Here is a 26,774-nt window from a genome sequence, read left to right as displayed (position 1 = left end):
ACAAACAAGAAGGCGTCTAGGAAACTAGGGGCTATTCATAGCGCCGTTCAACTTCCGCCAAAAAACTCTCCGCCAAATTTGCCCGATTGTCCTGCGTTGTGGCATGGGTCTGCACCGTGCTCTCCACCTCCAACAGCTTGCGCAACACCGGCACATTGCGCGGCGTCGTCGTCACCACCTGTTGCGGATGATCCCCCAAGCGCAGCCCGAATTGCAGCATGTCCCAGGTCTCTTGTGCATTCTTCCACTTCGCCAACTCATCCACCCAAGCCGCATCAAACTGCGGCCCCCGCAGCCGTTCCGGGTCATGGGCGGAAAACGCCTGCGCCATGGCCCCATTCGGCCAAGTCAACCGCCGCCGCGTTTCATGCCAGACAGGTTTTCGATCCGGCGGTGAACAGGCAATAATCCCACTCTCCCCATGCACCATCACCTCGCGCACCTGCTCCAAGGTTTCGCCCACCAAAGCCACCCGCGCCGCCTTCCCCACATCCAACGGTTTCGCCCCTTCGACCATGCAGCGCACCCATTCCGCCCCCGCACGGGTCTTCCCAGCCCCCCGGCCACCCATCACAACCCAGGTCTTCCAATCGCCACCATTCGCCAAGACGGGGGGCAACTGATGCCCCATCGCCCAGAACTCAAACAAATAAGGGAGAGCCAACAGCTCTCCCTCACTTAACCCATCCAGAAACCTGTCCCTCACGGCAACATCTTCGCAAACGAGCCAATCGGCACCCGATCGTCCGTCGGGCCTCAATAAGGTCGAGCGCATATCCATCGACAATACCTGCTTGTTGTTTTCGTCGCTCTTCAAAACGAGCCTCCATTTCTATGGCCAAACGGCTCCAGGTGCGGATATCGCTCAGCAATTTGCTCGCCTCCCGCACCGACGCGGCATCACCTGCCATGACCTCATCCTCTAGACCCCGCAAAGACTGGGTCAGATGCGCCAAAGTCTGGCGAACCGCATCAAACTCTTCTTCAACGGAAGAGCCATTTTCCGGCGTTTTTGATTGTTGCATTTGTTTTCGCCTCTCGTGTTGTTGCCTCCCACACGAGCGAAATGAAAACAGCCTTCAGGTTTCCCCAAGGCCGCGCCCATTTCTTCCAGCATGTCATATCTTTAACAAGGACCGTGACGATTGTCAATAATTCGTTTATTTACAGAGCGTTAACCGACAGATCGCAGCCTAAAAAACATCGATCAATTCGCTTTGGAGTAGGACTTCAAAACTGCCATCGTTGGCGCATGGCCATTTGCAAAAGCAAACACACCAGCACCCGAAAAACAGCCCTTCCCGGTGTCGCCTGCACGCGCTTTTATATCCGCACCCGCCAACAAAAGCGCTTCTGTTGCGACCGGGTTCCACTCTGAAACAGCAGTGATCAGGGGTGTCCATTCCAAGTTTTCAGACCGCTGTTCAATATCTGCTCCAAGCTCGACACAGCGAAGGACAATTTTCGAAAGTGCTGTGGCATCAACATCGTTCAGATTTGCAAAGCCCAAACCATGCAAAACATTCGTATGGGTCAGTCCCAAACTTGGATCCGCGCCATGATCCAAAAGCAGGGAAATAACGTCCAAAGATACGCCAAGCATGTTGGACATCGCCGCATAAAGCGCAGTCTTGTCATATTGACCAATTTGTTTGTTGATATCCCAGTCACTTAGCGCCGCACGAACGGCTTCCAAATCGCAGTCATCAATAGCTTCAAAAATTGCTGTCTCCGGCTCAATTGGCTGCTTCATACGGTCCTCGATGTCAGCAGCGAGCGACGGATTTTCCATGAGCTCTGCATGCAACCTAACGCTCATTTCCAACGCTTCACTCAGCTGTTCCAATTCCGCGAGTTCAGGATGGGCCTGTGCCGCAGCAACCAGTTCTTTCTTCAAAGCTTCACACTCGGGCAAAAGCTTCGCCTGACGCTCAAGATCAAAACCAGACAAACCCATCATCAGGTCAGTGGTTCGCTTCATCAAATCATCAATATTCATCGGAAAAGTCCTTTATCAATCCACTCTTCCTGTCCGGATAATACGGCAAATATTTGATCCAATCAGGTTAATTTATTCGAACTCATCTCCAATCTAACCCAAACGTGATTGGCTGTTGAATGGATTTCCGTGAACTCTATGCCCAACCTAATCTCAGCAAAGGGTAGCCCAATGGCTCAGATACCCCGTTTCAAAGCAGCACTGTCCTTAGCGCTTCTCCTTGCGCTCACTGCTCTGCCCCTCCCAGCAACGGCCCAAACTGATCACGCCATCGACCAATTCGGACAACCGCCCGCCATCAAAACCGGCCCACTCTCCAGCGAACTGGAAACCGCGATCCAAGTCGCCTTCATCGACAGCATGCTGGAAGGCCAATGGGGCGACCCGCAAAACATCAGCCTGCACAGGATCACGAATTCAGGCGACGCACGTGTGGCTTGGATCGTTGCTGACCTCATGCGGTTTGCTTCCAACGCGCAGCTTAACCAAGCCCTCGCCAACTCCGCCGCCGCACTGCTGGGCATTTCCCCACCCAGACGCAACCATTGGGGTGTGATCACCGACCACCTCATCGCTTGGGACATCCCTGCACCGCCGAACTATCTGCGCGTGAAACGCGAGATCTTCACCTCTGTGGTGCCGCAATGGGAACCGCTTTTTGTCGAGGGCGACATCGACTGGCGCCATGTGTCCTGGGGTGGCGTTTTCATCGACAATCGCCCCTATGACACCACCGATGACCGCTGCAACTGCATTCCAGCCGCCGATAATCCCGAAGTGCAATCCGCAGAGGAGGCCAAATGGCTGAAAAACCGCGACATTGTCTTCGGCATTGAAGTGAACGGCGAATACCGCGCCTACCCCCGCCAGATCATGGAAGTGCGCGAGATGGTCAACGACACACTCGGTGGCCGCGACCTCGCAATCCCCTATTGCACCCTTTGCGGCGCGGCTCAGGCCTATTTCACCGACGATCTGCCCAAAGGCATCAAGCGCCCAGTGCTGCGTACCTCTGGTATGCTGATCCGGTCCAATAAAGTCATGTATGACATCACCAGCTATTCGGTCTTTGACACGTTCAAAGGCAATGCGGTCACGGGACCCTTGGCCAAGAAAGGCATCACGCTCAATCAGGCCAATGTGATCACCACCACATGGGGTGAATGGAAGAAAGCGCACCCAGAAACCACTGTTTTAATTGAAGAACTGGCTTTGGGTCGCAATTTTGATTTCCGCAATGGTCGTGACGCGGGCGGCCCGATCTTCCCTGTCGGCGACGTGGACCCCCGCCTGCCTGTGCACGAAGACATCATCGGCGTCATCACCGCTTCTGGCCAACCCATCGCCTTTCAGCGCAGCAAAGCTGTTTCAGCCTTAAAACGCGGCAAAGACATCACGCATGAAAACATCCGCCTCGTCTTGGATGCAGGCGGCGTAAAAGCCGTCAACGCTTCTGGAGAGCCACTCGGAAGCCACCAAGCTTTCTGGTTTGCCTGGTCGCAATTCCACCCAGACACAGAGCTTTGGAACGGCTGACACACAAAGCCGCAAATTTTTTGCGGCGTTACCACTTGGTAAGTGGTTTAATTCCACGCAATACCTCTTACTTTGCAATCAAAGAGACCTGCCCTCCGGCGGGTCCCATTTATTTCAGAACAATTTAAACAGGGGCATCTGATGAAATACCGCAAGCTTGGCACCAGCGACCTGAACGTTTCCCGCATCTGCCTGGGCACCATGACCTGGGGCATGCAGAACACCTATGATGAAGGCGCCGCCCAAATGGACCTCGCGCTGGATCACGGCGTGAACTTCTGGGACACCGCCGAAATCTACCCGGTCCCAGCGGGCCAGGACAGCACCGGCGGCACCGAAGACATCATCGGCCAATGGTTTGAAAAAACCGGGCGTCGCAACGAAGTCATCCTCGCCACCAAAATGGCCGGCCCTGCGCCGCTCTGCCGGGGTCGTGGCTTAATGCCAGCGGATGTCGAAGAGGCCGTAGACGGCTCTCTGAAGCGCCTGAAAACCGATGTGATCGACCTTTACCAACTCCACTGGCCGCAGCGCCAAACCAACTTCTTCGCACAACGGGATTTCCAACCGCATCTGCATACGGAACTGAGCGGCGAAGACATGGAAGGCATGTTGGACGCCTTGGGTCGCATGATCGAAAAAGGCAAAATCCGCGAGATTGGCGTGTCCAATGAAACCCCTTGGGGGATCATGAAATACTTGCAACTGGCTGAAACCAAAGGCCTTCCACGCATTCAGTCCAGCCAAAACCCCTATTCCTTGCTGCAACGCAACTGGGACACAGCGACTGGCGAAGTTGCCATGAAAGAAAAGGTCGACTTGCTGGCCTACTCCCCTCTGGCGGGCGGCATTTTGTCGGGCAAATACCTAGACGGCAAACAACCCGACAACGCCCGCTTCACCCTGCCATGGGGCGCAAATATTATGGGCAGACACCACGCAAACCGCGACAGCGACATCGTCCGCAAATACGTCGAGCTGGCAATTGACAACGGACTGACGCCAACCCAACTGGCCATCGCCTTTGTGAACTCCCGCCCCTATCTGGGGTCAAACATCATCGGCGCGACATCGATTGAACAGTTGGAAGAGGTTCTGTCGGCCGAAGACGTCACCCTGTCAGAAGATGTGCTGAACGCCATTGAAGACCTGCACGACGCAAACCCAAGCCCGTCCTTGGGGCGCGGCGGCATCCGCGACGCGGGTTAACCAAAACAAAGAAAGGGCGCAGATGGCTGCGCCCTTTTTCTTTGAATATTCGGCCAAGTTGAGCCATAAAACGGCCACCTAGATTTGTTAATCAACCCTCAATTCAATTTTAATGATGTTCGGGCTTTCAACAAATGCTACGTTTTTTCTCTGTATTTCTGGCGACAATTACAGTCGCTGTCGCCGCAATAGTCATTCTTTTCCCACCGGCAAACAGTGACATAAAAGATCGCGCGTTAGCTGGTGCAGAAAACCAAACTCCTGGACGGCTCAAAGCTTACGATAGTTTACAAAACTTCGACCTAAGGAAAGAAAGCGCGACCTACACGCCACCGGTGAACATAGCCAAAAGGCATACGTTCACATTCCCTGAAAACGCCTCAACCAAACGCACTTGGTTTGGGACATCACCTGGTGGTTTTGGACCTTTTCCGACTTTGATCTTGCTTCACGGATCAAACCGACCTGGTACCTCGATGATAGACATGTGGCGCGAGACCGCTCAGCGACAAGGCATTGTCTTGATTGCTCCAGAAGCACAGAATCCGCAAACTTGGAACTTAAGTGACGATGGTCTGCCCTTTATGCAAGCACTGCGGAATGAGGCTGAAAACCATTATCCAATCGACCGTAAGCAAGTCTACGTGATGGGCCATTCTGCAGGAGGAATTTTTGTGCAGAGCTTAGCCGGAGAAGATAACCCTTTATGGCGTGCGATGGCCAGTCACGGGTCCGCAACACGAGCAAATGCGCTTCGCAGATCAAACACTCCGGTTCCACTGTACCTTTACACGGGCGAACACGACCATCTGTTTCCACAGGAGAATATGCAGCGCGCGGCCAGAATGCTCTCCGATGCGGGCCATGATGTGACTTACGTGAACATTCCCAGGCATGACCATTGGTATTACAAGATCGGGCCACAACTGGCCCCGGTGATCTGGCGTGATTTAACAGGAGGCTACGAGTAGCCAGACAAGCTACTGGTTGGCCCGCTCGGCCTCAATCTCACGCCATTTGGCAACATTGCGGTTATGCTCTGCCAATGTGGTCGCAAAGGCGTGGCCACCGGTGCCATCCGCCACAAAGAAGATGTACTCTGTGGTATCAGGGTTCGCCGCCGCCTCAAGGCTCGCACGGCCCGGATTGGCAATGGGCGTCACGGGCAGACCATCAATCTGATAGGTGTTCCACGGTGTCTCACGCTGCAATTCGCTGCGGCGCAGACCACGACCCAACGTGCCCTCACCCTTCGTGATGCCATAGATCACTGTCGGGTCAGTCTGCAGACGCATGCCGCGGTTCAGACGGTTCGCAAACACGCTCGCCACCTGACGACGTTCTTCCGCAACACCGGTCTCTTTCTCAACGATCGACGCCAAGATCAGCAGTTCAACCGGGTCAGACAACGGCACTTCGGGATCGCGAGCAGCCCAGATTTCTTCGACTGCTGTCGCCTGCGCCAACTGCATACGGTCGATGACAGAGGCCCGGGTATCCCCTTCGCTGATCTCATAGGAATCTGGCGCCAAGGTGCCTTCTGCTGGCACCTCAACTTCACCGCTCAGCAGGTCAATCTTGCCAAGCACATCAACAACTTGCCAGCTGGTCACACCCTCTGCCATCGCAATGCGATAGCGCGTGTCCGACTGCGCGCGCACCTTGGTGAAAATCTCTGGTGCTTCCGCCTCAGCAGGCTCAAAGGACACCACATCGACAAACCGATTGGTCGCAGGATCAAGCTCTCGCACCTGCACCGTCGCGCGGGTCACACCGATGCGGTAAACCACTTCAGTGCCGCAGGTGGACGCCCCGCCGCGGGTCACAATATCTGTGATCTCTTCCATGGACGCACCCGCAGGCACCAAGAAAGACCCGGCTTTCAGTTGCTGAGACTTTTCCGCATAATCCGCACCAATACGGAACAGCGCGCCATTGGTCACCGCTCCAGCCGCTTCCAGCTGCCCCGACACGCGGCGCATATTAGAGCCACGTTCGACCTTTACACAGATCGCATCGGCCAACGGGCCCGCGGCCTTATACTGGCTCTGTCCCCAAAGGATGACACCACCCAATAGGAACATCGCGACTATCAACAACGTCAGCGCGTTCGACGCGATGCTCCGCCACATGGATTTAGACCTTTCCGAAGATCACCGAGGCATTGGTGCCGCCAAACCCGAAGGAATTGGACAGCGCCACATTGATCTCACGCTCCACCTTTGCGTTCGGCGCAAGATCGACTTTGGTTTCAACCGCTGGATTGTCCAGGTTGATGGTCGGCGGTGCCACTTGATCCCGGATCGCCAGAACCGAGAAGATCGCTTCAATCGCGCCCGCCGCGCCCAAGAGGTGGCCGGTCATGGATTTCGTGGAAGACATGGTCACATTCGCCGCCGCATCGCCCATCATGCGCTCCACCGCGCCCAGCTCAATGCTGTCGGCCATGGTGGATGTGCCATGCGCGTTGATATAGTCAATCGCCGCTGGCTCCAGACCTGCGTCCTTAAGAGCTGCGCGCATAGAGCGTTCACCGCCCTCACCATCCTCAGATGGCGCAGTGATGTGATAGGCATCGCCAGACAGACCATACCCCAGCACCTCTGCGTAAATCTTCGCACCACGGGCCACCGCGTGGTCATACTCTTCTAGCACGACAACACCCGCGCCTTCACCCATGACAAACCCATCGCGGTCCTCATCATATGGACGGGACGCCGCTTTCGGGTCATCGGCACGTTTGGTGGACAGCGCCTTACAGGCGTTAAAGCCCGCGATACCAATCTCACCAATCGCCGCTTCCGCGCCGCCGGCAATCATCACATCCGCATCGCCATTCTTGATCAACCGGCTCGCATCGCCAATCGCGTGCGCGCCCGTGGAACAGGCGGTCACAACCGAGTGGTTCGGCCCTTTAAAGCCATAGCGAATAGACACTTGGCCAGAAATCAGGTTGATCAACGCCCCCGGAATAAAGAACGGAGACACGCGCCGCGGCCCACGCTCTTTGATCAGGATCGCGGTTTCCGCAATGGAGTTCAGACCACCGATACCAGAGCCAATCATGACACCGGTGCGCAGACGATCCTCTTCGCCCTCAGGGGTCCAAGCGGCGTCTTGCACGGCCATCTCGGCGGCGGCAATGCCGTAAAGGATAAAGTCATCGACTTTACGACGTTCTTTTGGGGCCAGCCAATCATCGGCATTGAACGTCCCATCAGAGCCATCGCCCAAAGGCACTTCGCAGGCATATTTGGTGGTGACATTTTCCGCATCAAACCGGGTGATCGGACCGGCACCGGATTGCCCGTCCAAAATCCGCGTCCAGCTTTCTTCCACACCAGAAGCCAGAGGGGTCACAAGCCCCAGACCAGTAATGACGACACGCCGCATTTCGCTGCCCTTTCCTCAATTCGTTGCATGCTCATACCAAGGCTTGGGTGGCAGGGGCAAGAGTGGGTTGAGGGGTTGGTGGAAATTGGCTGGATTGTCTTGAGGACATTTAAGGCAATGAGCGCAATCACCGCTTTAATGAAATTCGTATTTTCGTATACTAAATCAAATTTAAACGAGAAAAGTACTTTCATGAGCGGATTTGAACCACAGTCTGAGCCAACTGCAAAAGACATTGCAACTGATTGGGAAATAGACATTGAGTATTTAGAGACAACCAGCTGGCACCTCATAGAACGAGTTGGAAAAGAAGGCGAAATTTACGGCTATTTGCTAGAATTTAGTGAAGACACAGACATTGCAATTTTAGATGAACTTGGTGTCGCTGATGGTCAAAATTCGCGAGAAGTCAGCCTCAACGCTTTTGATGCGCCCGAACCGGAAGGAACTATTGAAGAACTAACCGGTTCGCGTGTTGTAGACACCCGTTCTTCGCGCGCCAAACGCTGGTCTAGACTGACCGAAATAACGGTTAGGAATTTTAAAGCAGCGCAAGAAGCTAAAATTCCAATAGGTGATGTCACTATACTTGTTGGTCCAAATGGGTGCGGCAAATCATCAGTGCTCCAAGCCATCCATTGGGCCGCGAGAGCCGCTAGCTATGTCCTGCCTAAAAACCAAAAGGAAATGATCTCTTTCGAAAGACTGGACTATATCCCGTCTAGCGAACCGCTTAAAACACTACACAACGGTGAGCTAAAGACTGGATCAAAATCCGAAGCGGTTGAAGTTTATTTCAGGCACGAATCCGATACAGACGGCCAGACGCAAGCTTCCGTTAAAATTAGAGCAGCTAGAAACAAAGGGGGCATTACAGCCTACATGGAAGGTGGAAGCGCTGTAACACCTTATAAGCAACGCGTACAATTTATTACAGCCTACATCCCTGGACTAGCCGGCCTCTCTGAGAGCGAAGCAATTTTGGCGCAACCGACACTCCGTCGACAAGCATCTAGCGGTGATGCCGGAGGAGTGCTGCGGAATATTTTGTACAACTTAAGTACTGATAGCAGCTTCGACAGCGAACCAGGTGCTGGCAGAACTAGGCTAAATGCACTCAATCGCCTAATTGCTAGTGTTCATCCGAATTCATCAATTGGTGTTTCATTTGATGAACGAGAAGATTTTCACATCTCGGCTACAATCAAAGACACCAAAAGCGGAAACGTTCGGCCCCTCGAAACTGCCGCCACGGGCATCCTTCAAGTCGTACAAATCTTTGCTTATCTAATTTTGTTTAGGCCGAAAATTATGCTTATCGACGAACCGGATGCCCACTTGCATCCTGATAAGCAAGAACGTTTGGTCGAAGCATTAGAAGCGGCTTCAATTGAATTCGAAACACAAATCATTTTGACCACGCACAGCCCCAATATAGTTCGAGCAGCCAGCTTAGCCTCAAAATTGGTTTGGATGCGTGACGGGACTGTTCAAACCCAAGATGATGAAGCAATCCGCAGGCTCTTAGGTTGGGGAGGATTGGATAAATCTATCCTGCTATTCGCAGAAGACAAAGACGACAAACCTCTTCGCGCAATTCTCCGACAATGGCCAAAATTGTCGGCTCAAGTTTCCGTGTGCCGATGTTTTGGAATCGAAAACCTGCCAAAAGATAAATTTTTGGAGGGTTTGCTTATCGATGGTGAACTCAAAGTAAAAGCAGGCATTCACCGAGATGGCGACTTCATGACGGAAGACGAAGCAGAAATGTGGCGCAAAAGCTTTTCCACTGACGGAGTTTATCCCTGGGTAACGGCGGGATCGGACTTAGAGGGATACTTTTGTTCTGCAAAGTATTTGTCGGCGCTTTATGGGATCAGTGAGGCAACTGCCGAAGAGTGGAGGACCGAAGCCGCGAGTAATGTAGTACGAGTCCGGAAAGAGTTTTTTGAGAAAAGAAAACAAATCATGCGCTCTCTATGGCCTGATGGTGGGTGTCCAAAAGCGGAAGATCTATGGCAAGCTGCAGGAGAGCAATCACCAGCGACTGTAAAAGGTAAAAAACTGCATAAAGCGCTAAAACCTATCGCAAAAAAGTACGGCTACGACGACGCTTTAATAAATTCGTTTACGACTCCAAAAGGTTTTACCGTCGCGCCTGAGCTATACGATATTTTGGAAAAGGCCATCGCCGCAGAAAATTAGTCTGCAATCAAACGACTTAGAACTACTTGGCGTCCTCCCTTCCCCAAGCCCCCCACCGCTTGCGCGAGGTTTTTCCGACTTGATCTCTAACGAAGCCTAAGAAGCTCCGGAAATGAATTTCAATGCGTCGCCGAAAGACTGGATGGTCTCTGCTGCGTCGTCAGGGATTTCGATGCCGAACTCTTCTTCGAAAGCCATAACCAGCACTACGGTGTCCAGAGAGTCTGCGCCCAGATCGTCAAAAAACAACCGCGCCCCTTCTCAGGAGCGCGGTTTCTAGGATCCGGGTCGCATCAAAGTCGCTGGAGCGCCACGGGAAAACGCGCTCCTAAACCCGTTCCTTAAACAAACTGAGCCTTCGGCTCCGGTGCTTCCTGCGCCAGCTCTAAGGCCTCTTTCAAATCCAAATCCTTGGCAAAAAGCGACCGCCCCACCATTGTGCCGCTGATATTGGCCACGTATTTCAGGCGCGACACGTCATCGGCCACGTGCACAGTGCCCCGTGCAATCACCGGGTGGCGCGTGGCTGCAGACAGACCCGAGATTACCCCAAGCTGGCCGTCCTGATCGCCGATGTCGGCATCGATATCCGTCACGATCACCCCAGCGAGCGGCGCGTCATCATAAGCGCGCACAAAATCCTCGGGCACCATCGCGCCGGGATTGCGCCAGCCTTCGGTCATCAGCTTGCCTTGGAAAATGTCCACCGCCAGCACGATCTGATCCGGGTAGCGCATGGCCAGTTCCTGCACCGTGCTTGGGTCTTGCACTGCCAGAGTGCCCACCACCACACGGCCTGCGCCTTTGTCGATCCAATGCTCAATGCGTTCGCGGGACCGCATGCCGCCGCCGATCTGCACGGAGGCAGGCACTGTGCGGATCATCTCTTCGATCAAGGCGTCATTGTCGCCTTCACCGGCGACGGCATCCAAGTCAGTCACATGCACCCATTCGGCCCCATCCGCAGCAAAACCCTGCGCCGTCTCCACCGGGTCCACATGCCAGATTGCTGGTTCCTCAAGGCGTCCACGCTCCAGCGTCACGCATTTGCCGTTCTGCAATTCCAATGTGGGATATACAATCATGCCTTCCTCCAAAGCTCATCGCGTCCCGCGATCGGGCACACACGCCCTTTGGGACAAGCTTCTACAGTAACCCGGCTTTCTCCTGATCCCAAATCGGCGGGTTTGGGCACAAAACCGACTTGGGCCAAAATAATCGCTTCTGGAAGGAAACAGCCTCCACCGATAAAGGTAGAGGCTGCATATCGTTGTTTAAGCTTTTTCGCGCATTTTGAGCATCTCAAGGCTCGCTTGTATCTCTGGCTGGCTTAAATCGCGGGCAATCACCACAATGCGCGAACGGCGGTCCTCTTTGGACCATTCCTTAAGCTGTACGGGTGGATCAAAAACGTGTTGGACGCCGTGGAACACGAATGGCAGGTCGACGCTTTCAAGGAACACAATCCCCTTGATGCGCAGCACGTCAGGGCCCCGCAAAGAAATCAACGTATCCAGCCACCGGTCAAACACCACGTCCGGGATCGGGTCATCCAACACAATTGACGCGGATCCGATCCGGTCGTCATGCATGGAGCTGGCCACCGGTGTCGATTTCGTAGAGGCAAAGCCCGATAGGTTGGCCAAAGGATCGGCTTTGGCTGGCTGTGTCGCGCCTAAAGGTGCAGACGCCGTAGCCTTCGCATCGCTGGTCCACGCCAAGACATCCGACGTCTTGGCATCCGGCGTCAGAGCACTTAACCCATAGATTTTATCCGAGATCCCCTGCCCTTTCACAGAATGGACAATCTGGGCTGCTGGGTTCAGACGGCTTAGGCGATCTTCAAATGCGGTGACTTCAGAGGGGGACACCAGATCGGTTTTGCTCACCACAATCAAATCCGCCGTTGCTGCCTGAGACACCGCCTCAAACTGCGCATCCAGAGTTGCTGGCCCATTGACCGCATCCGCAACAGTCACCACGCCATCCATCTTCGTGGTCTTTGCAAGGTGTCGATCCACCAGCAGCGTTTGCAATATCGGGCCGGGATCAGCCAGACCCGTGGTCTCAATCACAATCCGCTCAAACTCCAATTGCTTGTAGGCCCGCCGTGAAAGCAACAGCATGATGGTTTTTGACAGATCACCCCGGACCGAGCAGCACAGGCAGCCCGATTGCATCAGGGTGATTTCGTCCCCGGATTCCTCGATCAGATCGTGATCTAGCCCTTCTTCACCGAACTCGTTTACAATCACGGCTGCGCGCCCGTTGGACGCATCGTTTAAAATCGCGTTCAGAAGCGTGGTTTTGCCGGCACCCAGAAACCCTGTGAGAATCGTCACAGGCACCCTGATGTCATTGGCTTTGGAGTCTGTCATAAAAAGCTTTCCTTAACTGCGCAAACGGCGCGAAACTTCGCATCATTATGCACCTCGTCGGCGCTGAAAATATGTTATGATATAACGTTGATCAAGCGGAGTTTGATCAGACCTCGTCCCCCATCAACCGCCGTTCCAACCACCGAACCCCCGCAGAGACGATGAGGATGAGAACCAAATATTCTAGGACGAGGATCGTATAGATTTCGAGCGGTCGATATTCTGCCACCACCAACTCGTTGGCTTTCCGCGTGAGCTCCTGCATGCCAATGACGGACACGAGCGAAGACATCTTCAGCATATAGACAAACTGATTGCCCAAGGCTGGCAATATGCGCCGGATCGCTTGCGGCAAGATCACATAGCGCATGGTGTCGCGGTAATTCAGAGAAATGGATTGCGCCGCCTCGTATTGGCCGCGTCCAATGGACTGGATGCCCGCGCGGAAAATCTCTGCCTGAAAGGCGCTGTCGCTTAACGCTAAGGCAAAAACGCCAGCCCAAAAGACGCCAAGGGTGATCCCTGTGATGGCAGGCAGTCCGTAATAAACCCAGAGGATCAGCACCAATACCGGTACGGCGCGCACGATTTCGACATAGGTGCGGTTAAAAACCCGCCAGCCGCGTTTCTCTGACAAGCCCGGCAAGGCCACCAGCAGGCCGACGACAACCGAAATCGCTATGGCCGTCAGCGACATCTGGATCGTATAAATCGCCCCGCTGGCCATGAATTTGAGGTTATTGAATCCTGATGGCGTGGTTGGGTCCACCACGTACCAGCCCCAATTGCCCGAACAGCCGCTAAGCAAAAACAGAGAGGTACCGAGGATGAGAAGGTTTTTCATGGCTCTATCCTCAGTGGTTCAAGATTTGATTGATGAACTGCGCAAAGCGCTTGGATTTCGGCGCAGAAAACACCTCTTCCGCGGGGCCGACTTCAACGATCTCCCCCTGATCCATAAAGACCATCCGATCCGCCACCCGGCGCGCAAAGCCCATTTCGTGGGTCACCACAATCATCGTCATGCCGCTGCCGGCAAGTTCCGTCATGACCTCCAGCACCTCAGCAATCATTTCGGGGTCAAGCGCGGACGTTGGTTCATCAAACAGCAAAATCCGCGGCTCCATGCAAAGTGAGCGCGCAATCGCCACCCGCTGCTGTTGCCCACCAGACAGTTGCCGCGGGTATTTGTCCGCTTGGTCCCGGATCTGCACCCGTTCCAAGTAGGTCAACGCCCTGTCCCGTGCGTCCTTAGGGGAGAGCCCCAGCACCCGACGCGGCCCCAAACAGAGGTTTTCTAGGATGGTCAAATGCGGGAACAGATTGAACTGCTGAAAGACCATGCCCACGGAACCGCGCACCTTTTCCATGGCCGCATCATTGGTCAGCTCTGTGCCGTCCACAGTAATGCGCCCAGCATCATGACGCTCGAGCCGGTTTATGCAGCGGATCAGCGTCGACTTCCCCGACCCAGATGGACCACACACCACCACCCGCTCCCCCAGAGCCACGTCCAGATTGACGTTCTTTAAAGCCTGAAAATCCCCAAAGTGTTTGGACACATTTTCCATCGAAATGATGGGCTTGGTCTCAGTCTGGGATGTGGTCATGGGCCTGCTCGTCAAAATGTGATGTTTTTTTGCGGTTTTGCGTGTTTTTAGACTGTTTGCATTTACTATTCACCATGCAACCCTAGTTCCAGTTTCATCAAGTAGATGTGTTGGAAGGAAAATCCATGAAATTTCTTAAAGTTGCAGCCGCCGCGGCGGTATTGGCCACAAGTGCACTACAAGCATCGGCGCAGTCAGCACTGAATGAAATCCTATCCGCAGGGGTTCTGAAAGTCGGCACAACCGGCGACTGGAACCCAATGACCATGCGCGACGTCGCCACCAACACGTACAAAGGCTATGACATCGACGTCATGACCGAGCTGGCCAAAGATCTGGGCGTTGAGATTGAATTTGTCCCAACCGATTGGAAAACTCTGGTGTCCGGCGTGACCTCTGGCCAGTACGACATGACCGGTTCCGCATCTGTGTCAGCCTCCCGCGCCAAAGTGGCGGGCTATTCTGACAGCTACTTCGCTTTGGTGACCGTGCCACTGACCTTGAAGAAGAACGCCGACCGTTTCACCGGTTGGGATGATCTGAACAAGGCGGATGTCTCTGTGGCCGCGACCTTGGGCACCACCCAAGAAGCGCAAGTGAAAGCCTATTTCCCAGATGCACAGCACCGCATTGTCGAAGCCCCCGCGCGCGACTTTCAAGAAGTGCTGTCTGGCCGCGCGGATGCCAACATCACCTCTAACATCGAAGCGGCGACTTTGGTTGAGAAATACGACAACCTGATGATCGTGCCGGTTGAAGAAGGCCGCTCCCCGACCCCAGTGGCGATGCTGCTGCCGCAGGCGGATCAGGTTTGGATCAACTATGTGAACACCTGGATTGGCCTGAAGAAGGAACAAGGCTTCTTTGACAGCTTGGGTGCGAAATGGGGGTTGGCGTCTGAGTGAGTTTGAGCTGAATTTACAATGAGAAAGGCCACCCGGTTGGGTGGCCTTTTTTGTACTTGTCTACTTTTTTGTTTTGCGGTGCGGCGAATGACAGTTATGAGCCCAGAGTGAGTAATGCTGCACAAGCAACATGCTGCTCACGCAAAAAATTGGTGCGTTGGACAGTCGACCAAGAGCGGTCCTTTGCTTTGAAATCATCTCCTGACGGCTTCAAGCTGCAGCAGACACTAGAAGCGAGGCATCGTTTTAAAGGCGGCCACTCATTTCCAATAGGCATAAAAAAATTGATTAGATCACTCAGCCGCCGCAAACCCTGATATCAATTGCCGTAAGCCGATCGTTGCGCCGACAAAAATCGCGACCAAAGCAACCGGGGCGCTGAAGGCGAGGATGGAAAAGGCTGAAATTCCCTGCCCGACGCTGCAACCTACCGCCAAGATTGCGCCTGGGCCCATTAAGGCTGCCCCAAAAATCTGGCGGCGCAGCTCGCGTGGGTCTTCGCAAGCCTCCCAGCGGAAATGTCCTTTTGAGTATGAGCCCAATGCAGCACCAGCAAGAACGCCGATGACCGAGCCCACTGAAAATGAAAGTGTGTTTCCTGATGCGGTCATACCATAAAAAATCGTGTCGCCTATCGGTGCTGCAAATGAATGGGTCTCGACTGGCTCAAGGCCAAACCCATTTGTCGCAACGTACCCCGTCCCGATCCAACCCGTAACAATCGCAATCCCGACCAACGCGCCCCAAATAACTTGCTTGGGAGAGTCGATAAAGCGTCTATTTGCAAGGCTAACCGTTGTGATCAAGCCGCCAATGAGCAGACCACCGGCAAGCATTGAAATGCCAAGCTGTGCTTCCATCCATTGGCTTATACCTTGCGGCGCATCTGTTCCGGTTATGACTGGAAAAATGGCGACTCGCGCATGAGCCAAAGGGCCTGACATAACGAAGTATGCAGACAATCCCATGACTATGACAACGACGAAAGATCGCAAATCGCCGCCGCCAAGGCGGGCCAGAGCGCCGTAGCCGCAGTTACCAGAAAGGGCCATCCCATAGCCAAACATCAACCCACCGATGATTGTCGCAATCGGGTTCCAAACTCGATCCAGGTAGGCGGTATCTGCTGCCGTAAATGTTTCAAATTGCAGTGCAATGTGGCTGCCGATCACCGCAATACCGATAGCCAGCCCCCACATTCTGAGACGGCGACTGTCGTGCCCGTATTGGAAGTCTTCGATGGCCCCAAGGGTGCAAAACCGCCCAACGCGTGCGGCCAGCCCAAGGATCAAGCCGCCAAAAAGCCCAATAATTGCAGCAAAATTTGCTTCGCCAATCGTTTCCAACACGTCCGTCTCCTCCCCGATACGGCTGTGCAACAAAGTCGTTTACTCTTCTACTCCGCCGAGCAAAACATCTCGTAAACAACTTCCATGATTTTCTTTGGTCTGTCATCTTTTAGGCGATAATAGATTGCCTTACCTTCCCGACGTGGCGAAACGAGCCCCTCAAGTCGCAACCGTGTTAGCTGTTGAGAGACCGCGGATTGCCGCGCTGACAACAGTTCTTCGAGTTCTGTCACCGATTTTTCGCCTGTCGCCAAATGGCACAAGATCATCAATCTACCTTCATGGCTTATCGCCTTAAGAAAATTCGATGCGGTTTCTGCATTTGTCATCATACGTTCCATGTCTTCATGGCACATATTCTTGTCAAAGACCGGCAAACGCGATGTGGTTTGAGAAGGTTGCGCGGCTTCAGCTGTCATTTGTCTTTCCAGTTTCGTCTATTGCGATATTCGCGTCTGTGAACAGCGATTTAAGGAGAGCCCAGAAAAAATCTTCGCCGGGATAGCCTTCAATGCGTCCAACTTCCTGCCCATCATGGGCCAAAATGAAGGTCGGGGTAAAGCGCACGGAATTTGTAAGTAAGACATCCGGTGTTTCATCCCGGCGATTGTAGCGAATGAGCGGAGCGGTTTTGCCAACGGCTGTCTTTGGATAGATGGGTCCGATCTCTTCGGTCCACCTCGCACACCAATAGCAGCCACGTTCTTCGGCCATCAAAAGAACGGTCTCTGCCTTAGCGAGCGAAAAAAATGCGACAGTCATAGCCGCTGACAAAACGAAGCTTCGCAACATTCAGACTTCCGTTCTTGGAGCGTTTCCGTCAAACATAATCAAATATTTGAATTTATCAAGGCGAAGGAGAGCGCATGGATATCGGGTTGTTTGCCGCATTTGGCGCCGGGTTGTTGTCTTTCGTTTCCCCCTGCATATTGCCAATAGTGCCTTTCTACCTGACCTACTTGGCGGGAAGAAGCGTGCACCAAATGGCGGAGCAAGGTTCAATACCCAGCCGTGTGCGATGGCATATGATCCTGACGTCCATCGTGTTTTCAATGGGTATGATTACCGTTTTTGTGTTGCTGGGCTTGGTCTCGACGACCCTAGGGCAAGCGCTACGCGACTATTTTGATGTGCTGCGCTGGCTAGCTGCAGCGATCGTACTTGCAATGGGGCTGCAGTTTCTCGGGGTGTTCAAATTGAACTTCTTGCTGAAGCAGACTGGCGTGAGCGTTTCAACCTCAAACGGCAGCACCTTAATGGGAGCCTTTATGCTTGGTCTTGCCTTTGCCTTTGGATGGACGCCTTGTGTTGGGCCAATTTTGGCGGCGATTTTGTTTATGGCGGCAGGGCAAGAGCAGGTTTTTGAAGGGGCTTCTCTACTGATCTCCTACGGTTTGGGAATGACATTGCCTTTTATTTTCGCTGCGGCCTTTATCGTCCCGTTTCTGAATTGGATTGGGCGGTTCCGATCTAAACTCGCTCATATTGAGCGTGTGATGGGTGTGTTGCTGATCGTTTTCGCGCTGCTGATCGCCTCTGATTCCATCTCAATTTTTGCTTATTGGATCCTAGCGCAGGTTCCCGAGTTCGGAAAAATAGGATGAGATTGAGGTATCCTTTCGTATCGCCGGTCACGTGACTTTCTGCACCGCAGCGTTTGGAAGACCCAATAATTAAAGCTGTGATTGGAAAATCATTGTGCAGGCGCAACATATTAATAAATTCAAAATAATGAATTTGTTGTTGCGAAATTTCGTTGGTGTGCCTTAGTGTACAGGCAAGGGTTTACACCCGCAGGGGAGGAGGCGAAGCCATTTAGGCTATCGCGCACAAGCAGCGAGACTGGACTCAGTCTGCGCATCCGTATCCTGCACCTAATTGGAATCACGTGCCTTTGGCACGATACTGGAGAAGCGGATGACATTCTCAAGACGACAGGTTCTCGCGATCAGCGGTGGGGCAATCGCCTTCGCTGGTCTGCCAGCCGTGCCTGCTTTTGCGAGCCTTGCAGAAGATGCAATTTCTGAATTCACAGGTGGAACGGCGCCAGGCGCAGGCGATCTATCAATCTCGGCACCAGAAATCGCTGAGAACGGAAATTCGGTTCCAATAGAGTTTGATGCACCAGGTGCAGTGGCCGTTGCAATTTTTGCAGACGGGAACCCGACGCCAAAGGTCGGTGCGTTCACGTTCGGTCCGCTGAGCGGGTCACGCTTTGCCTCCACGCGCATCCGATTGGCGACGACGCAGAATGTTATCGCCATTGCGCAAATGGAAGACGGATCATTCCAGCGCGCTGAAGCCAATGTCAAAGTCACAATCGGCGGCTGCGGCGGCTAACATACGAAGGAGCTACCCATGGCAAAAGGTGTAAAACCCCGCGTGAAAGTGCCGAAGACAGCGGCTGCTGGCGATACAGTCACCGTTAAGACGCTAATCAGCCACAAGATGGAAAGCGGGCAGCGTCACGGCGACGACGGTGCGTTGATCCCACGATCCATTATCAATCGTTTCACAGCTGACTTTAATGGTCAGAACATTATTGATGTGGCGCTCGAAACGTCGATCTCCACAAATCCATATTTCGAGTTCGAAGCGGTTGTGCCCGAAGCTGGAGAGTTCCAGTTCACTTGGTACGACGACGATGGGTCTGTGTACGAAGCGAAGAAGAAAATCGCCATCGCCTAACCCCCTTTAGCAGCCAATCCAATTCAATGCGGACCCGCGACATACACATGAATACATGCGCATATATGATAACGGTTAGACGACCATGATCTCCCGTCGTGACTTTCTTCAAGTCGGAATGGCTGCATCCGCGATGCTCGGGGCTTCTGGTTTTGGCAATTGGGCGCGGTTGGCCGCTCAACAAAGCCTAACCCAAGACGACCTGTTTCAGTTCGAAACCTTCGGAAACGTTTCCTTGATCCATGTGACGGATATTCATGCGCAGCTGAAACCGATCTATTTCCGCGAGCCCTCCGTAAACATCGGTGTTGGAAGCAACAAAGGTGCGGTGCCTCATCTGACCGGCGGCAATTTCCGCAAATTATACGGTATCGCTGATGGTGGCCCGAGCCATTATGCGTTGAGTTCTGGTGATTTTGCCGCGTTGGCAAAAGGTTACGGGCGTGTCGGAGGCTTGGATCGTATTGCAACCGCCATTAACGCGATCCGAGCTGACCGCCCCGATGCCATTTTGCTGGACGGTGGCGACACTTGGCACGGGTCTTACACATGCTATCACACGCAAGGCCAAGATATGGTCAACGTGATGAACGCACTCAAGCCAGATGCAATGACCTTCCATTGGGAGTTCACGCTTGGATCCGAGCGCGTAAACGAGATCGTCGAAGGCCTTCCTTTCGCAGCCCTAGGCCAGAACATCTTTGACGCGGAATGGGATGAGCCAGCAGAACTCTTCCCGCCCTATAAGTTCTTTGAACGTGGCGGCAGCAAAATCGCTGTCATCGGCCAGGCGTTCCCATACATGCCGATTGCCAACCCCGGTTGGATGTTCCCGGAGTTTTCTTTCGGTATTCGAGATGAGAACATGCAGGCCATGGTCGACGAAGTGCGCGCCGCCGGCGCGGATTGTGTGGTTGTCCTCAGCCATAACGGTTTTGACGTCGACAAAAAGATGGCTTCGGTGGTCAGCGGCATCGATGTGATCCTGTCTGGACACACCCATGACGCACTGCCAGAGCCGGTTGTTGTCGGTCAGACGATCGTTGTTGCCTCCGGGTCCAACGGGAAATTCGTATCACGCGTTGATCTGGATGTGCGCGATGGCCGTATGATGGGGTATCGTCACAAGCTTATCCCGATTTTCTCTGATGTGATTGCACCAGACCCAGAAGTCGCGGCAGTGATCGAGGCGGAACGCGCGCCCCATGAAGTAGCAATGCGTGAAGTGATCGGTCAAACCGACGGTACGCTTTATCGCCGTGGCAATTTCAACGGGTCCTGGGATGACCTGATCTGTGATGCGCTTCTGTCCGAGCGAGAGGCCGAGATTGCCCTAAGCCCAGGCGTCCGATGGGGGCCATCGCTTATTCCGGGTCAAGATATTACGCGTGAAGACATCTGGAACGTGACCTCTATGACCTACGGCGAAGCCTATCGTACCGAAATGACGGGTGAAACGCTGATGGCCGTATTGGAAGATGTGGCCGACAACATCTTCAACCCGGACCCTTATTATCAACAGGGCGGTGACATGGTGCGCACCGGTGGGCTTAGCTATCGGATCGACATTAACCAACCGCAGGGTGCGCGGATTTCGGACCTGACCCTTTTGCGGACAGGCGAAAAAGTTGATCCATCCAAGTCCTATTCCGTCGCTGGTTGGGCCTCGGTCAACGAAGGTACCGAAGGTCCTCAGATTTGGGATGTGGTTGAAGCACATATTCGAAAACTCGGCACGGTTTCCGTGTCGGAGAACAACAACGTCGACATTGTCGGCGCTTAACGAAGGGGAGGAGACATCAATGGATGACATAAATCTATCATCGTCTCGTCGAGCATTTCTAAGGGGTAGTGTCGCCTTAGCCGGTGCGACCGCGGCTGGGGGAGCAGCTGCGTCGCAACCGGATCCGCTCATTACAGAATTGCAGGACTGGGCGTCGATAACAGGTGAGGGAGTGGATGAAACGCCCTATGGGCTGCCAATAGAGTTTGAAAGCGACGTGATCCGTCGCAACGTGCCTTGGCTGACGGCGGATCCAATCTCGTCGATCAACTTCACGCCGATCCATGCTTTGGACGGGACGATCACGCCCCAGGGCTGTGCGTTTGAGCGCCACCACTCGGGTGCGATCGAGCTGCGTAAAGAAGATTATCGCCTGATGATCAATGGGTTGGTTGATACGCCTTTGGTCTTCACCTATGAAGATATTGAACGCTTTCCGCGGGAAAACCACGTCTACTTCTGCGAATGTGCGGCAAACACGGGCATGGAATGGGCTGGCGCACAGTTGAACGGCGTCCAGTTCACTCACGGTATGATCCATAACATGGAGTACACGGGCGTGCCGCTCCGGCTTCTCTTGAAAGAAGCAGGGTTGGATCGCGCTGGCGACCTGTCTGATAAATGGGTGTATGTCGAAGGCGCAGACGCGTCCTCGAATGGGCGCTCTATTCCAATGGAAAAGGCACTGGACGACGTGATCGTCGCCTTCAAAGCAAATGGAGAAGCACTCCGCAAAGAACATGGCTACCCCGTGCGTTTGGTTGTCCCCGGTTGGGAAGGAAACATGTGGGTAAAATGGCTTCGTCGTATCGAAGTGACTGATATGGCTGTCGAAAGCCGCGAAGAGACGTCCAAATACACGGATGTGTTAGAAGATGGCACGGCACGTAAATGGACCTGGGTCATGGACGCGAAATCCGTCATTACGTCGCCAAGCCCACAGTCGCCAATCCCCCATGGTCCCGGTCCTTTGGTGATCTCAGGTCTCGCCTGGTCTGGGCACGGCAAAATCACCCGTGTGGATGTCTCCAAAGATGGCGGCATGAACTGGGAGACGGCGCGTCTTGGCAAACAAGGTGACAGCAAAGCGCTGACGCGTTTCTATCTTGATACGGAGTGGGATGGCGAAGAGATGCTGCTACAGGCCCGTGCCATGGATGAGACCGGATACGTGCAGCCGACCAAAGACGCATTGCGCGAAGTTCGCGGTGAAAACTCCGTTTACCACAACAACTGCATCCAGACTTGGTTTGTAAACAAAGACGGGGAGGCAGAAAATGTCGAAGTCTCCTAATATTCTTGTCCCGGCATTGGGCGGGACCGCGCTCGTGCTTGGGGTTGCCTATGGTTTGTCCTCTAGAGAGCACGGTGATACGGAAATTGAACTGTTGCAGGATCGGGTCGAACAGGTGCTTGTGCAGGCAGACGATGCACGTGCGCAGGCGGCAACAGAAGTTGCCACGGCGAATGCTTTGAAGGCCGAAATTGAAGATGTGCGAGCAACCGCTGCATTGCAGGTCGCCAGTGGCGGATCATTGACCCAACCAGCGCCTCGTTTGGTAGAGAGCCTTGGTCTTGGTCGTGAAGCACACCAAGAAGAGATCGCAGCATGGGATGTCGATGTTTTGCCTGATGGTCGTGGGCTTCCGCCGGGCAAGGGTGACGTCTATACCGGCGAAGAAGTCTTTGCGACCTATTGTGCAGCCTGCCATGGTGACTTTGCCGAGGGTGTAGACAATTGGCCTGTTCTGGCCGGTGGATTTGACACGCTTGCAGATAAGGACCCTGTCAAAACGGTTGGCTCCTACTGGCCCTATCTATCTACCGTTTGGGACTATGTGCATCGTTCAATGCCATTCGGTGGCGCGCAGACGCTGACCGATGATGAGGTCTACGCGATTGTCGCCTACATTCTCTATTCCAACGACTTGGTCGATGATGACTTCGAACTAAGCCATGAAAATTTCATGGACGTTGAGATGCACAACGCCGACGGTTTCGTCGTGGAAGGCCGCGACACCGAGGAATATCCAATTTGGCGTGACGAGCCATGTATGTCTGACTGCAAAGACAGCGTCGACATTACCATGCGCGCCTCTGTTTTGGATGTGACGCCGGAGACCGAAGAAGAAGGCGAGGACGATGCGGCACTCGAACTGCCCCAAGAAACGCCCTCTACGACGACAGTTCAGGAAGCTCCGGTCATCAAAACAGCGGCAGTTGCAACGCCTGATCCGGAACTGGCCGCTGCTGGTAAGAAAGTATTTCGCAAGTGCCAATCCTGCCACGCGGTAGGCGAAGGCGCGAAGCACAAAACAGGGCCAGTGCTCAACAACGTGTTAGGCAGTCAAATCGCGTCCGTCGATGGATTTAAGTATTCCAATGCACTTACCGAAGCCGGTGCGGCGGGGGGCACTTGGGATGCAGAGACACTCGCAGCGTTTTTGGAGAATCCTAAGAAATATCTGAAAGGCACAAAAATGGCCTTCGCAGGCCTAAAACGAAAGGAGGACCAGGAAGCCGTTGCTGCATACCTGGCCACCTTTCTCGGAAACCCGGGCTGAAGAAGTCCAGCCGATAGAGGCGGCCTTTACGGTCGCCCCGGACATATTGGCAATCGAAGGGGATTTTGCATATGGCGAATACCTTTCAAGCGAATGCACCACCTGCCATCAGGCGACCGGTGCCAATGATGGAATTCCCGGAATCATCGGGTGGGAGACCGAAGATTTCGTGATTGCGATGCATGCGTATCGCGAAAAACACCGGGAAAACCCGGTGATGCAAATGATCACCGGCCGTCTGGCCGATGATGAGATCGCGGCTCTTGCGAGTTATTTCAAGAGCTTGGGAGAATAATGCGAACGGGAGGAGAAAACCAATGGCATTGAACAGACGGAGTTTCCTAGGAGCGTCAGCCGCAGGCTTGTCGGTGCTGGCGGCACCAACAGTCCAAGCGGCCGGACACGGTAAGCCAAGAGTTGTTGTGATCGGCGGCGGTGCTGGTGGTGCGACCGCAGCGCGCTACATTGCGAAGGACAGCAAAGGCGAGGTTGATGTGACCTTGGTTGAACCGACGCGAACCTACTATACTTGCTTCTTCTCCAACCTTTATTTGGGTGGCTTCAAGAGCATTTCGGATATTGGCCATACCTATGGCGGCCTCGCGGCACGGGGCGTGAACGTTGTGCATGACTGGGCAACCGGCGTTGATCGTGCTGCGAAGACCGTAACACTCGCGGGTGGCGCAACGCTGAACTACGACAAACTGATCCTATCCCCCGGCATCGACTTTGTTGATGGCGCTGTTGAAGGTTGGGATATCACCGCTCAAAACAAGATGCCCCATGCCTACAAAGCGGGTTCTCAATCGGAATTGCTCAAAGCTCAGCTGGCGGCGATGCCAGAAGGCGGCACATTTATGATGGTTGCGCCACCAAACCCATATCGTTGCCCTCCTGGGCCTTATGAGCGGGTTTCGATGGTTGCTCACTACCTGAAGAACAACAACCCAACCGCGAAAATCATCGTGGCCGATCCGAAACCTAAATTCTCCAAAATGGCTCTCTTCCAAGAGGGTTGGGCGAACCACTACGAAGGCATGATCGATTGGATCGGTGAAGACTTCGGTGGTGGCAACGTTTCCGTCGATCCAGGGGCCATGACCGTGACTATCGATGGCGAGGTTACCAAAGCAGATGTCTGCAACGTGATTCCGGCAATGAAGGCTGGTCGCATTGCTGAAATCGCTGGCGTCACCGACGGCAACTGGGCGCCCGTGAATGCGGCGGATATGTCCACAAAAGCGGATCCTGATGTCTACGTTCTTGGGGACGCGTCCCAACAGGGCGACATGCCAAAGTCTGGCTTCTCAGCGAACTCACAGGCGAAGGTCTGCGCAAATGCAGTGCGCGGTGCGTTGACGGGCTCTCGTGTATTCCCAGCGAAGTTCTCCAATACCTGCTGGTCGCTCATCGACACAAATGATGGTGTTAAGGTGGGTGCCACATATGAGGCGACTGACGAGAAGATCGCCAAGGTTGATGGCTTTATCAGCGCGACTGGCGAAACTTCAGACGTGCGCAAGGCCACCTATGAAGAGTCCGAAGGCTGGTACACAGGCATCACCAACGACATGTTCAGCTAACTCGAATTCTGATTGGTGGCAAAGCCAATCGAATGCGGAACCAGCCGCGGCGCTCCTTGTGCCGCGGCTATTCTTAATTGAGCTTGGGTGATTTTTAATACTTAATAAGGTTTGCTATTTTAGTGTCGAGGCGAAATTGGGCATGTTCGGCGTACGGCTAAATAGACCCGTTTATGGATCACAGCGAATGTCCAAAAATTCGGCCACATTTCAGATTTAACCAGGGATCTGGGAAGTTTTTCGCGAGTGCGGCGAACGGCAGTTTTGTCCGCAAAGCAGACAACGATTTCGCGTTGCAAACTCTCACCCAACAAAAAAACCCCCGCCGAAGCGAGGGTTTTTCTAAAATTATCTCTAAACGAAGCTTAAGCAGCTTCGGAGATGAATTTCACTGCGTCGCCGAAAGACTGGATGGTCTCTGCTGCGTCGTCAGGGATTTCGATACCAAACTCTTCTTCGAAAGCCATAACCAGCTCTACAGTGTCCAGAGAGTCTGCGCCCAGATCGTCGATGAAGGATGCGTTTTCGACAACTTTGTCTTCTTCAACACCCAGGTGTTCTACAACGATCTTTTTTACGCGTGCTGCGACGTCGCTCATATCAATTCCTCGTTCGTATCGGCCTTAAGGCCTGTGGTTCCGCAAAGCGGAGAATCTATTGCCCAAATGGGCGGCTCTTGTTCCGGCTCCCCCGGATACCCCGAAAAAGCCAGCGGCTCACCCGGAAACTGCGCCGCCTATAGCATATGAAATGCACAAGGCAAACGCTTTCGCACTGTAAAACCCGAAAGGCCGCTATGCGGTTTTTGCCCCATCCCAGCCAATCAAGTGCTTACAACATGGCCATGCCGCCGTTCACATGCAAGGTGCTGCCTGTGACATAACCTGCTTCGTCGCTTGCCAGATAAAGCACAGCAGCGGCGATTTCCGCTGGCGAGCCCATGCGGCTCGCAGGGATTTGCTTGTTGATCGCTTCTTTTTGATCGTCATTCAGCTTGTCAGTCATCGCAGTGGCAATAAAGCCCGGCGCAACCGCATTTGCTGTGATGCCGCGGCTCGCCACCTCATATGCGATGGACTTGGTCATGCCGACCATACCCGCCTTAGAGGCTGCATAGTTCACCTGCCCCGCATTGCCGGTTGCGCCAACCACAGAGCTGATGTTGATGATGCGGCCCCAGCGGGCTTTCATCATTGGACGCATGACGGCCCGGCACAGACGCATCGCTGATGTGAGGTTCACATCAATCACCTGCTGCCATTCTTCATCAGACATGCGCATAAAGATCTGGTCTTTGGTGATGCCTGCATTGTTCACAAGGATGTCCAAGCCACCCATTGCTTCAATCGCTTGTTTTGGCAGCTCTTTCACCGCATCCGCGTCGCCCAGATTACAAGGCAGCACAAATGCGCGCTCGCCAAGCTCGGCGGCCAATGCTTCCAGCGGCTCTACCCGTGTGCCAGAAAGGCCAACATTTGCGCCCGCGGCGTGCAGGGCTTTGGCGATCTCGCCGCCAATGCCACCCGATGCGCCAGTGACCAGCGCGGATTTACCTGTTAGATCAAACATTTG

General features: G+C 53.9%; 26 protein-coding genes and 2 pseudogenes. 13 read left to right on the top strand and 15 right to left on the bottom strand.

Translation table 11 applies throughout. The features are described 5' to 3' along the window. Positions 1-37: 37 nt before the first annotated feature. The 3 genes and pseudogenes from TA5113_RS07770 to TA5113_RS07765 form a co-directional block, all read right to left on the bottom strand. Positions 38-775 (bottom strand): annotated as a pseudogene (locus tag TA5113_RS07770) (terminase large subunit domain-containing protein); the annotation flags it as partial. Then, a complete protein-coding gene (locus TA5113_RS16845) occupies positions 675-1,025 on the bottom strand; it encodes a hypothetical protein (RefSeq protein WP_131726473.1) in 351 nt (116 codons plus the stop codon). The gene TA5113_RS16845 and the pseudogene TA5113_RS07770, both read right to left, overlap by 101 nt. Before the next feature lie 182 nt (positions 1,026-1,207). Further along, positions 1,208-1,999: an ankyrin repeat domain-containing protein gene (locus TA5113_RS07765; protein WP_058315740.1), complete on the bottom strand. Its 792-nt coding sequence runs from the start codon at positions 1,997-1,999 to the stop codon at positions 1,208-1,210. Between the two features lie 171 nt (positions 2,000-2,170). Here TA5113_RS07765 and TA5113_RS07760 point away from each other — a divergent pair, with 171 nt between their 5' ends. The 3 genes from TA5113_RS07760 (at position 2,171) to TA5113_RS07750 (ending at position 5,715) form a co-directional block, all read left to right on the top strand. Continuing rightward, complete coding sequence (locus TA5113_RS07760) at positions 2,171-3,535, top strand: DUF3179 domain-containing (seleno)protein (protein ID WP_058315739.1); 1,365 nt, start codon at positions 2,171-2,173, stop codon at positions 3,533-3,535. Positions 3,536-3,676: 141 nt separating this feature from the next. Further along, entirely contained in the window at positions 3,677-4,744 is a 1,068-nt protein-coding gene (locus TA5113_RS07755; RefSeq protein ID WP_058315738.1) for an aldo/keto reductase, read from the top strand. A 134-nt stretch (positions 4,745-4,878) separates the two neighbouring features. After that, positions 4,879-5,715 carry a dienelactone hydrolase family protein gene (locus TA5113_RS07750; RefSeq protein ID WP_058315737.1) on the top strand — a complete coding sequence of 279 codons (837 nt, stop codon included), beginning with the start codon at positions 4,879-4,881 and terminating at the stop codon, positions 5,713-5,715. A gap of 9 nt (positions 5,716-5,724) precedes the next feature. On the opposite strand, the gene mltG is transcribed toward TA5113_RS07750, so the two are convergent. Continuing rightward, the gene (gene mltG, locus TA5113_RS07745) at positions 5,725-6,876 is read right to left on the bottom strand and encodes an endolytic transglycosylase MltG (RefSeq protein ID WP_058315736.1); all 1,152 of its coding nucleotides are present in this window, start codon (positions 6,874-6,876) and stop codon (positions 5,725-5,727) included. 4 nt (positions 6,877-6,880) lie between these two features. Continuing rightward, on the bottom strand, positions 6,881-8,137 hold the full coding sequence (gene fabF / locus TA5113_RS07740) for a beta-ketoacyl-ACP synthase II (protein ID WP_058315735.1): 1,257 nt from the start codon (positions 8,135-8,137) through the stop codon (positions 6,881-6,883). Positions 8,138-8,254: 117 nt separating this feature from the next. On the opposite strand from fabF, the gene TA5113_RS07735 reads away from it, so the two are divergent. After that, positions 8,255-10,342 carry an ATP-dependent nuclease gene (locus tag TA5113_RS07735; protein ID WP_245627180.1) on the top strand — a complete coding sequence of 696 codons (2,088 nt, stop codon included), beginning with the start codon at positions 8,255-8,257 and terminating at the stop codon, positions 10,340-10,342. Positions 10,343-10,438: 96 nt separating this feature from the next. On the opposite strand, the pseudogene TA5113_RS07730 reads toward TA5113_RS07735, so the two are convergent. The 5 genes and pseudogenes from TA5113_RS07730 to TA5113_RS07710 form a co-directional block, all read right to left on the bottom strand. Then, positions 10,439-10,588 (bottom strand): annotated as a pseudogene (locus TA5113_RS07730) (acyl carrier protein); the annotation flags it as partial. A 95-nt stretch (positions 10,589-10,683) separates the two neighbouring features. Beyond that, positions 10,684-11,427 carry a 1-(5-phosphoribosyl)-5-[(5-phosphoribosylamino)methylideneamino]imidazole-4-carboxamide isomerase gene (locus tag TA5113_RS07725; protein WP_058315734.1) on the bottom strand — a complete coding sequence of 248 codons (744 nt, stop codon included), beginning with the start codon at positions 11,425-11,427 and terminating at the stop codon, positions 10,684-10,686. A 189-nt stretch (positions 11,428-11,616) separates the two neighbouring features. Next, entirely contained in the window at positions 11,617-12,720 is a 1,104-nt protein-coding gene (locus tag TA5113_RS07720) for a CobW family GTP-binding protein (RefSeq protein ID WP_058315733.1), read from the bottom strand. Positions 12,721-12,826: 106 nt separating this feature from the next. After that, the gene (locus TA5113_RS07715) at positions 12,827-13,564 is read right to left on the bottom strand and encodes an amino acid ABC transporter permease (RefSeq protein ID WP_058315732.1); all 738 of its coding nucleotides are present in this window, start codon (positions 13,562-13,564) and stop codon (positions 12,827-12,829) included. Between the two features lie 10 nt (positions 13,565-13,574). Continuing rightward, positions 13,575-14,330, bottom strand: a complete 756-nt coding sequence (locus tag TA5113_RS07710) for an amino acid ABC transporter ATP-binding protein (protein WP_058315731.1) — start codon at positions 14,328-14,330, stop codon at positions 13,575-13,577. 125 nt (positions 14,331-14,455) lie between these two features. On the opposite strand from TA5113_RS07710, the gene TA5113_RS07705 reads away from it, so the two are divergent. Further along, positions 14,456-15,235, top strand: a complete 780-nt coding sequence (locus TA5113_RS07705; protein ID WP_058315730.1) for a transporter substrate-binding domain-containing protein — start codon at positions 14,456-14,458, stop codon at positions 15,233-15,235. A gap of 293 nt (positions 15,236-15,528) precedes the next feature. Here TA5113_RS07705 and TA5113_RS07700 read toward each other — a convergent pair whose 3' ends face one another. Genes TA5113_RS07700 through TA5113_RS07690 form a run of 3 tightly spaced genes read right to left on the bottom strand, consistent with a single transcriptional unit; the run spans position 15,529 to position 17,376 of the window. After that, on the bottom strand, positions 15,529-16,584 hold the full coding sequence (locus TA5113_RS07700; protein ID WP_058315847.1) for a YeeE/YedE family protein: 1,056 nt from the start codon (positions 16,582-16,584) through the stop codon (positions 15,529-15,531). Between the two features lie 47 nt (positions 16,585-16,631). Further along, the gene (locus tag TA5113_RS07695) at positions 16,632-17,003 is read right to left on the bottom strand and encodes an ArsR/SmtB family transcription factor (RefSeq protein ID WP_058315729.1); all 372 of its coding nucleotides are present in this window, start codon (positions 17,001-17,003) and stop codon (positions 16,632-16,634) included. Further along, a complete protein-coding gene (locus TA5113_RS07690; RefSeq protein ID WP_058315728.1) occupies positions 16,993-17,376 on the bottom strand; it encodes a thioredoxin family protein in 384 nt (127 codons plus the stop codon). Before TA5113_RS07690 ends, TA5113_RS07695 begins: the two co-directional genes overlap by 11 nt. A gap of 74 nt (positions 17,377-17,450) precedes the next feature. On the opposite strand from TA5113_RS07690, the gene TA5113_RS07685 reads away from it, so the two are divergent. From TA5113_RS07685 to TA5113_RS07650, 8 genes are all read left to right on the top strand, one after another. After that, positions 17,451-18,188, top strand: a complete 738-nt coding sequence (locus TA5113_RS07685; protein WP_058315727.1) for a cytochrome c biogenesis CcdA family protein — start codon at positions 17,451-17,453, stop codon at positions 18,186-18,188. 313 nt (positions 18,189-18,501) lie between these two features. Beyond that, positions 18,502-18,924: a thiosulfate oxidation carrier protein SoxY gene (gene soxY / locus TA5113_RS07680; RefSeq protein ID WP_058315726.1), complete on the top strand. Its 423-nt coding sequence runs from the start codon at positions 18,502-18,504 to the stop codon at positions 18,922-18,924. 18 nt (positions 18,925-18,942) lie between these two features. After that, positions 18,943-19,272: a thiosulfate oxidation carrier complex protein SoxZ gene (gene soxZ / locus TA5113_RS07675; RefSeq protein WP_058315725.1), complete on the top strand. Its 330-nt coding sequence runs from the start codon at positions 18,943-18,945 to the stop codon at positions 19,270-19,272. Between the two features lie 85 nt (positions 19,273-19,357). Further along, a complete protein-coding gene (gene soxB / locus TA5113_RS07670) occupies positions 19,358-21,055 on the top strand; it encodes a thiosulfohydrolase SoxB (protein WP_058315724.1) in 1,698 nt (565 codons plus the stop codon). Between the two features lie 19 nt (positions 21,056-21,074). Then, complete coding sequence (gene soxC, locus TA5113_RS07665) at positions 21,075-22,349, top strand: sulfite dehydrogenase (RefSeq protein WP_058315723.1); 1,275 nt, start codon at positions 21,075-21,077, stop codon at positions 22,347-22,349. Beyond that, positions 22,333-23,619, top strand: a complete 1,287-nt coding sequence (locus TA5113_RS07660; protein WP_165589394.1) for a c-type cytochrome — start codon at positions 22,333-22,335, stop codon at positions 23,617-23,619. Before soxC ends, TA5113_RS07660 begins: the two co-directional genes overlap by 17 nt. Next, a complete protein-coding gene (locus TA5113_RS16940; RefSeq protein ID WP_165589393.1) occupies positions 23,579-23,914 on the top strand; it encodes a c-type cytochrome in 336 nt (111 codons plus the stop codon). The genes TA5113_RS07660 and TA5113_RS16940 overlap by 41 nt, the downstream gene beginning before the upstream one ends. Before the next feature lie 22 nt (positions 23,915-23,936). Next, positions 23,937-25,202, top strand: coding sequence for an NAD(P)/FAD-dependent oxidoreductase (locus TA5113_RS07650; RefSeq protein WP_058315721.1), 1,266 nt, complete (start codon positions 23,937-23,939; stop codon positions 25,200-25,202). A 365-nt stretch (positions 25,203-25,567) separates the two neighbouring features. Here the strand turns inward: TA5113_RS07650 and TA5113_RS07645 are convergent, their stop codons facing one another. Both TA5113_RS07645 and fabG read right to left on the bottom strand, forming a co-directional pair. Then, a complete protein-coding gene (locus TA5113_RS07645) occupies positions 25,568-25,801 on the bottom strand; it encodes an acyl carrier protein (RefSeq protein WP_058315720.1) in 234 nt (77 codons plus the stop codon). Between the two features lie 232 nt (positions 25,802-26,033). Beyond that, positions 26,034-26,771, bottom strand: a complete 738-nt coding sequence (gene fabG, locus TA5113_RS07640) for a 3-oxoacyl-[acyl-carrier-protein] reductase (RefSeq protein ID WP_058315719.1) — start codon at positions 26,769-26,771, stop codon at positions 26,034-26,036. Positions 26,772-26,774: the final 3 nt, after the last annotated feature.

Source organism: Cognatishimia activa (assembly GCF_001458335.1).
Classification (GTDB): Bacteria; Pseudomonadota; Alphaproteobacteria; order Rhodobacterales; family Rhodobacteraceae; genus Cognatishimia; species Cognatishimia activa.
This window is presented reverse-complemented; position numbering and strand designations above follow the sequence as displayed.